The sequence below is a fragment of the Patulibacter sp. NPDC049589 genome (genome assembly GCF_040675535.1).
Lineage (GTDB): Bacteria > Actinomycetota > Thermoleophilia > Solirubrobacterales > Solirubrobacteraceae > Patulibacter.
This window is the reverse complement of the sequence record NZ_JBFAPC010000261.1, coordinates 1-4,974: the sequence shown is the minus strand read 5'-3', so window position 1 is coordinate 4,974 and position 4,974 is coordinate 1. Positions and strand designations below refer to the sequence as shown.

At 75.7% G+C, this 4,974-nt stretch carries 5 protein-coding genes, 1 tRNA gene and 1 other RNA gene; 2 read left to right on the top strand and 5 right to left on the bottom strand.

Translation table 11 applies throughout. The features are described from left to right. Both AB0L40_RS26555 and AB0L40_RS26550 read right to left on the bottom strand, forming a co-directional pair. The coding region (locus AB0L40_RS26555) for an LLM class flavin-dependent oxidoreductase (protein ID WP_364361614.1) at nt 1–547 on the bottom strand (547 nt) is incomplete at its 3' end. Nucleotides 548–558: 11 nt separating this feature from the next. Beyond that, nucleotides 559–1,554 (bottom strand): LysR family transcriptional regulator, encoded by a 996-nt coding sequence (locus AB0L40_RS26550; protein ID WP_364361612.1) that lies wholly within the window; start codon nt 1,552–1,554, stop codon nt 559–561. 70 nt (nt 1,555–1,624) lie between these two features. Here AB0L40_RS26550 and AB0L40_RS26545 point away from each other — a divergent pair, with 70 nt between their 5' ends. Further along, complete coding sequence (locus AB0L40_RS26545; RefSeq protein ID WP_364361610.1) at nt 1,625–2,647, top strand: EamA family transporter; 1,023 nt, start codon at nt 1,625–1,627, stop codon at nt 2,645–2,647. 121 nt (nt 2,648–2,768) lie between these two features. Here the strand turns inward: AB0L40_RS26545 and rnpB are convergent. Next, an RNA gene (gene rnpB, locus AB0L40_RS26540) (RNase P RNA component class A) lies at nt 2,769–3,102 on the bottom strand. A gap of 136 nt (nt 3,103–3,238) precedes the next feature. Further along, on the bottom strand, nt 3,239–3,865 hold the full coding sequence (gene lexA / locus AB0L40_RS26535) for a transcriptional repressor LexA (RefSeq protein WP_364361608.1): 627 nt from the start codon (nt 3,863–3,865) through the stop codon (nt 3,239–3,241). A 149-nt stretch (nt 3,866–4,014) separates the two neighbouring features. On the opposite strand from lexA, the gene AB0L40_RS26530 reads away from it, so the two are divergent. Next, nucleotides 4,015–4,099, top strand: a tRNA-Leu gene (locus AB0L40_RS26530). A gap of 366 nt (nt 4,100–4,465) precedes the next feature. Here the strand turns inward: AB0L40_RS26530 and AB0L40_RS26525 are convergent. Continuing rightward, on the bottom strand, nt 4,466–4,974 hold a 509-nt coding region (locus AB0L40_RS26525), incomplete at its 5' end, for a hypothetical protein (RefSeq protein WP_364361606.1).

The window sequence follows — 4,974 nt, the reverse complement described above, 5'->3', positions numbered from 1 at the left end:
GGCGGTCGCACGCGCGCCAGAGCGCCGGGTGCGGGCGCTGCTGCGGGCGCGGGACGAGCTGGCGCACCGGCAGCCCGCCGTCCTCGTCCTCGCCGGCGAAGGGCGATTCGGCCAGCAGACGCGCGACCCGCTCGATCATGCGGTCCGCCTCGGCCGGGGCGGTGCCGCGCGCGATGCCGAAGGCGCCGAGCTCGATCGCCGACCGCGCGTCCGCGAACGCCACCGCGACGCGACCGCCCGACAGGCCGTCCAGCGCCGCGATCGCCGCGGCCGCCCGCGCGGGGTGCTGGACGAGCGGGTGCGCGAGCAGCGGCCCGAGCCCGAGCCCGAGCCGGCGGGTCCGCGCGGCGACGGCCGCCAGCGCGACCTCGGGCGGGCCCGCGTGGTGGCGCTCCTCCTGCAGGTGGTGCTCGGGGACCCACACGCGGTGGAAGCCGAGGGCCTCCGCGCGGACCGCCGTCTCCACCAGCTCGCGGATCCGGCGCCCGTCGCCGTTGGGGGTCCAGGGCCGCGGGTGCGGCGCCTCGAGCAGGAGCGCGAACCGCATCCGGCGGGACGCTACGGCGTGCGCGGCGCCCGGACGTGTTCGTCCGGTGACCGCGGATCCCGGCGCCGGTCGACCCGGACCGCGAACTCCGCGGCCGCGTCGACCACGAGCCGGAGCATCGCGTCGACCGCGGGCGACCGCCACGCGCGGGAGTCGACGGCCGCGACCACCCGGCGGTGCGGCGGGTCCTCGAGGTCCCGGACCACGACGTCGTCGCGGAGCGTCACGAGCGACATGTCGGGCGCGAGCGCGACGCCGACCCCGGCCGCCACGAAGCCCTGGATGGCCAGGTAGTCGTCGGACTCGAACGCCATCTGCGGATCGAAGCCCGCGCGGCGGCAGGCCCGCTCGAAGATCGCCTCGTCCGGCACGTAGTCGCGGCGGCCGAGGATCCAGGAGTCGTCGCGCAGCTCCTCCAGGCGGATCCTCCGGCGCGCGGCCAGCGGGTGGCCCGCGGGGAGGATGACGTTCATCCGGTCGTCGAGCAGGTGGGTCCGGGTGAAGGGGTCCTCGTCCCGGCGGCCGCCGCCCGCGTCGCCGCCCCAGCCGTCGTCGTCGGGGTCCTCGACGAGCAGGGCGAGGTCGCACTCCCCCGCCTCGAGCGCGGCGCGCCCGTCGGGGACCTCCATCGGGATCAGGGTCAGCTCGACGCCGGGGTGCGACGCGCGGAACGCCGCGATCGCCGGCGGCAGGACGGTCGCCCCGGCCGTGGGGAACGCGACCATCCGCAGGGGCCCGGCCGCCCCGCCCCGCAGGGCGGCGAGCTCTGCCTCGGCGTCGGCGACACGGGCGAGGATTCCGTCGGCGTGCCGCAGCAGCACCGCCCCTGCCCCGGTCGGCCGCACGCCGCGGTGGCGCTCCAGCAGGGGCACGCCGACCTCGCGCTCCAGGGCCGCGATCTGCTGCGAGACCGCCGACTGCGTATACCCCAGGGCCTCGGCGGCGGCGGAGAACGACCCGCGCCGGGCGACCTCGCGCAACACCCGGACCCTTCGGACGTCGATCATCAGTACTGCTTATAGCAGCGATGAAGGACTCGCGTTGTACTACTCGTGCGGCGCGCGCAACCATCTTCTTGTGGTCGCTTCTCTGGTCCGTTCACTCCGCCCGCGCCGCCTGACGGCGCCCCTGCTCGTCCTCGCGGTCGCGACCGTCTGGATCGTGTGGGGCGCGACGTTCCTCGGCATCCGTGTGATGGTCGAGACGATCCCGCCCCTGGTGGGCTCGGCCGGGCGCTTCCTCGCCGGCGGGTCGGCGCTCGTCCTCGTGGCGCTGTGGATCCACGGGCGCGGCGCGTTCCGCCTGAGCGCCGAGCAGTGGCGCGGCAGCGCGGCGATGGGCCTCCTGCTCGTCGCCGGCGGCGTCGGGCTGTTCGCGGTCGGCGAGCACATGGGCCTGCCGTCGTCGCTGGCCGCGCTGATCGCGTCGGCCGAGGCCGCGATCGTGCTGGCCCTGCGGATCGTCGCGGGCCGCGAGCGCGTGTCCCCGGCGACCGCCTTCGGGGTCGGCATCGGCGCCGTCGGCGTCATCCTGCTCCTGTCCCCCGGCAGCCGCCCCGCGGGCGTGCCGCTGACCGCGGCGCTGCTCGGGCTCGCGGGCTCGCTGACCTGGGCGACCGGCACGTACCTCGGCGCGCGCATCCGCACCGCACCGGACGTGCTCACCGACGTCGCCATCCAGATGCTGGCGGGCGGGACGGTCCTCCTGGTGGCGGGGCTCGCCGCCGGCGAGCGCATCGACCCGGGCGCCGCGTCGACGCGGTCACTGGTGGCACTCGTGGGCCTCACGATCGCCTCGGTCGCGGTCTACGCGGCGTACGCCTGGCTCCTGCGCAACGCGTCGCTGTCGCTCGTCACGACCCAGTCCTACGTCAACCCCGTCGTCGCCGTCGTCCTCGGCGTCCTGGTCCTCGGCGAGACGGTCGGCCTGATGACCGGCATCGGGATGGGCATCACGCTCGTGGCCGTCGTCCTGGTCCTCCGGGCCGACCGCCACGATCGCCCGCCGACGCAGTCCGTCGAGAGCGAGCGCCCCGACCGGGACGCCGCGGGCACGACGCTTGAGCTGCCGGTCGTCGCCGGGCCGGCGCGCACCGCCTAGCCACGGGGCCCGGCAGCCCGGGACCTCCGGCTCCGGGGGCGGGAGCACGCGACCGGGGCGCGCGGCCTCCGCGAGCGCCAGCCCCGGAAAATAGGCGACCCCCGCTCGCGCGGGGGTCGCCCTTAGCAGGCCGGTAAGCCGGATTCTGTCGTTGCGCAGCCATCCATCTGATGCGACCTACCTGGACCTCGACGAGCCGCCTACGGACGGTCCTGCTCGGTCTTGCACCGGGTGGGGTTTACCTGGCCGCCGCGTCACCGCGACGCCGGTGCGCTCTTACCGCACCTTTTCAACCTTGCCTGTGCGGGCCGGGGCGAACCCCGATCCGCCATCGGCGGTGTGTTTCTGTGGCACTTTCCCGCGGGTTTCCCCGGGTCAGCTCCCTGACCACCCTGCTCTGCGGTGTCCGGACTTTCCTCGAACGGGTCATGCCCGTCCGCGGCTGCGTGGCCTGCGCGCAGCAGGATACCCGGCGGACCCCCGCCGGCGGCCTGCGCGTCGCCCCTCCCGAGCGACGCGCGGACCGGCGGACGAGGTCGGGCCGTCGTCCTCGCCGTCCCGATGCCGGGCCGGCGGGGACGACGGCCGGGGTCACATCTTCCGCATCACGCCGACGACCTTGCCGAGCACACGCGCCTCGCGCGAGCGGATCGGCTCCATGTCGTCGTTCTCCGGCTGCAGCCGGATGTGGTCGCTCTCGCGGAAGAAGCGCTTGACCGTGGCGTCCTCCCCGACCAGGGCGACGACGATCTCGCCGTCGTTGGCGGTCTCCTGCGGGCGGACGACCACGAGGTCGCCGGCGAGGATGCCGGCGTTGATCATCGACTCGCCGCGGATGCGCAGGAGGTACTCGCCCTGCTCGCCCCCCGCGGCGTCCGGGACCGCGACGTGCTCCTCCACCGACTCCTCCGCCAGGATCGGCGGGCCGGCCGCGACCTGACCGAGCAGCGGCAGGCGGCGGGCCTGGCCGACGGCGTTGCGCACGCCCTCGACGGCCTGCTCGACGCCGCGGCCGATGACCTCGATGGCGCGAGGCTTCGACGGGTCGCGGCGCAGCAGCCCGAGCTTCTCGAGGTTCGCGAGGTGCGCGTGGACGGTCGAGGAGCTGGCGAGGCCGACGGCCTTGCCGATGTCCCGGACCGTGGGTGGGTACCCGTTGTCCGAGGTGTATCCCCCGATGAAGTCGAAGATCTCTTGCTGGCGCTTGGTCAGGTCCATGGTGCGCTGGGGCTCCGGGGGGTCATCGAACGTCTGTTCGCAACCCTAGCGCGGGAGGCGGCGGCAGGCAAGGCTCCGCGCCGCGGTCCGCGACGGCCGGGGACCCGCACGTCGTCGCGCGGGACGCTCGTGTACATTTCTCCCCCCGCGCGCCAGTGGCGGAATTGGTAGACGCGCAAGGTTGAGGGCCTTGTGGGGGATAACCCCGTGGAGGTTCGAGTCCTCTCTGGCGCATGGAAAGAAGGCCCCCGGACCGGGGGCCTTCGTCGTTCCCGGGGCCGGGCCGCCGCACGGATGGCGGGCGCGTGACCGGCGGATCCGCGCACCGATCTCCGGCGGCCCGGGCCGCCGTCCGGCGGTGGCTCGCCCGCGCGACGCCGTCGGGCTCGGTCCCAGAGTGGTCCGGAAGCCACGGCGGACGCCGCTCGCGACGGCCAGCACCCCGGTCCCATCGACTTGGGTACCTGTGCGGTTCGGAACTCGATGAGCCCGGGCCCCGCGACGACCATCCGCCCCGTCTCATCGACTTCGGTACCCAGGCGGCCCACAACCCGATGCGCGCGGGCCCCGCGGCGACCGTCGTCCCCGGGGCCCCCGCCGTCAGCGCAGCTTCTTGGCCCGGCGCAGGTCCGCGACCGTGCCGGCCTCGCGGATCCGGCCGTCGTCGCCTGACACGAGGACGCGGTCCCCGACGACGGCGATGCCGTAGCGGCAGCGGGCCGGGAGGACCTCGGGGACGCTCTCGGCGTTGCCGCGGCCGTCGGCGCGGACCGGGGTGCGGTCGATCCGGCCGGACCGGGAGCCGCAGACGAGCAGCAGCGACCCGCCGTCGGCGACGGCCAGGCCGAGCGGGACCCGCCGGAACGGGCTGCGCACGGTGCCGGTCCGCGGGCGGTCCGCGTGGCCGATCCGCTCCGCGTCGACCCCGCCGGCCCGGTCCGCGACCCAGAGGACCCCGGCCCGGCCTGCGGCGAACGCGGTCGGGTCGTGCCAGCCCCGCGAGCGACGCCGCGGCTGCTGGTCGGCGGCCCCGTCGGGCCCGAGGGTGACGACGCGGCCGAGCAGGCTGTCGGGCTGCGCCGCCCCGCGCGGCGAGAGGGACAACAAAC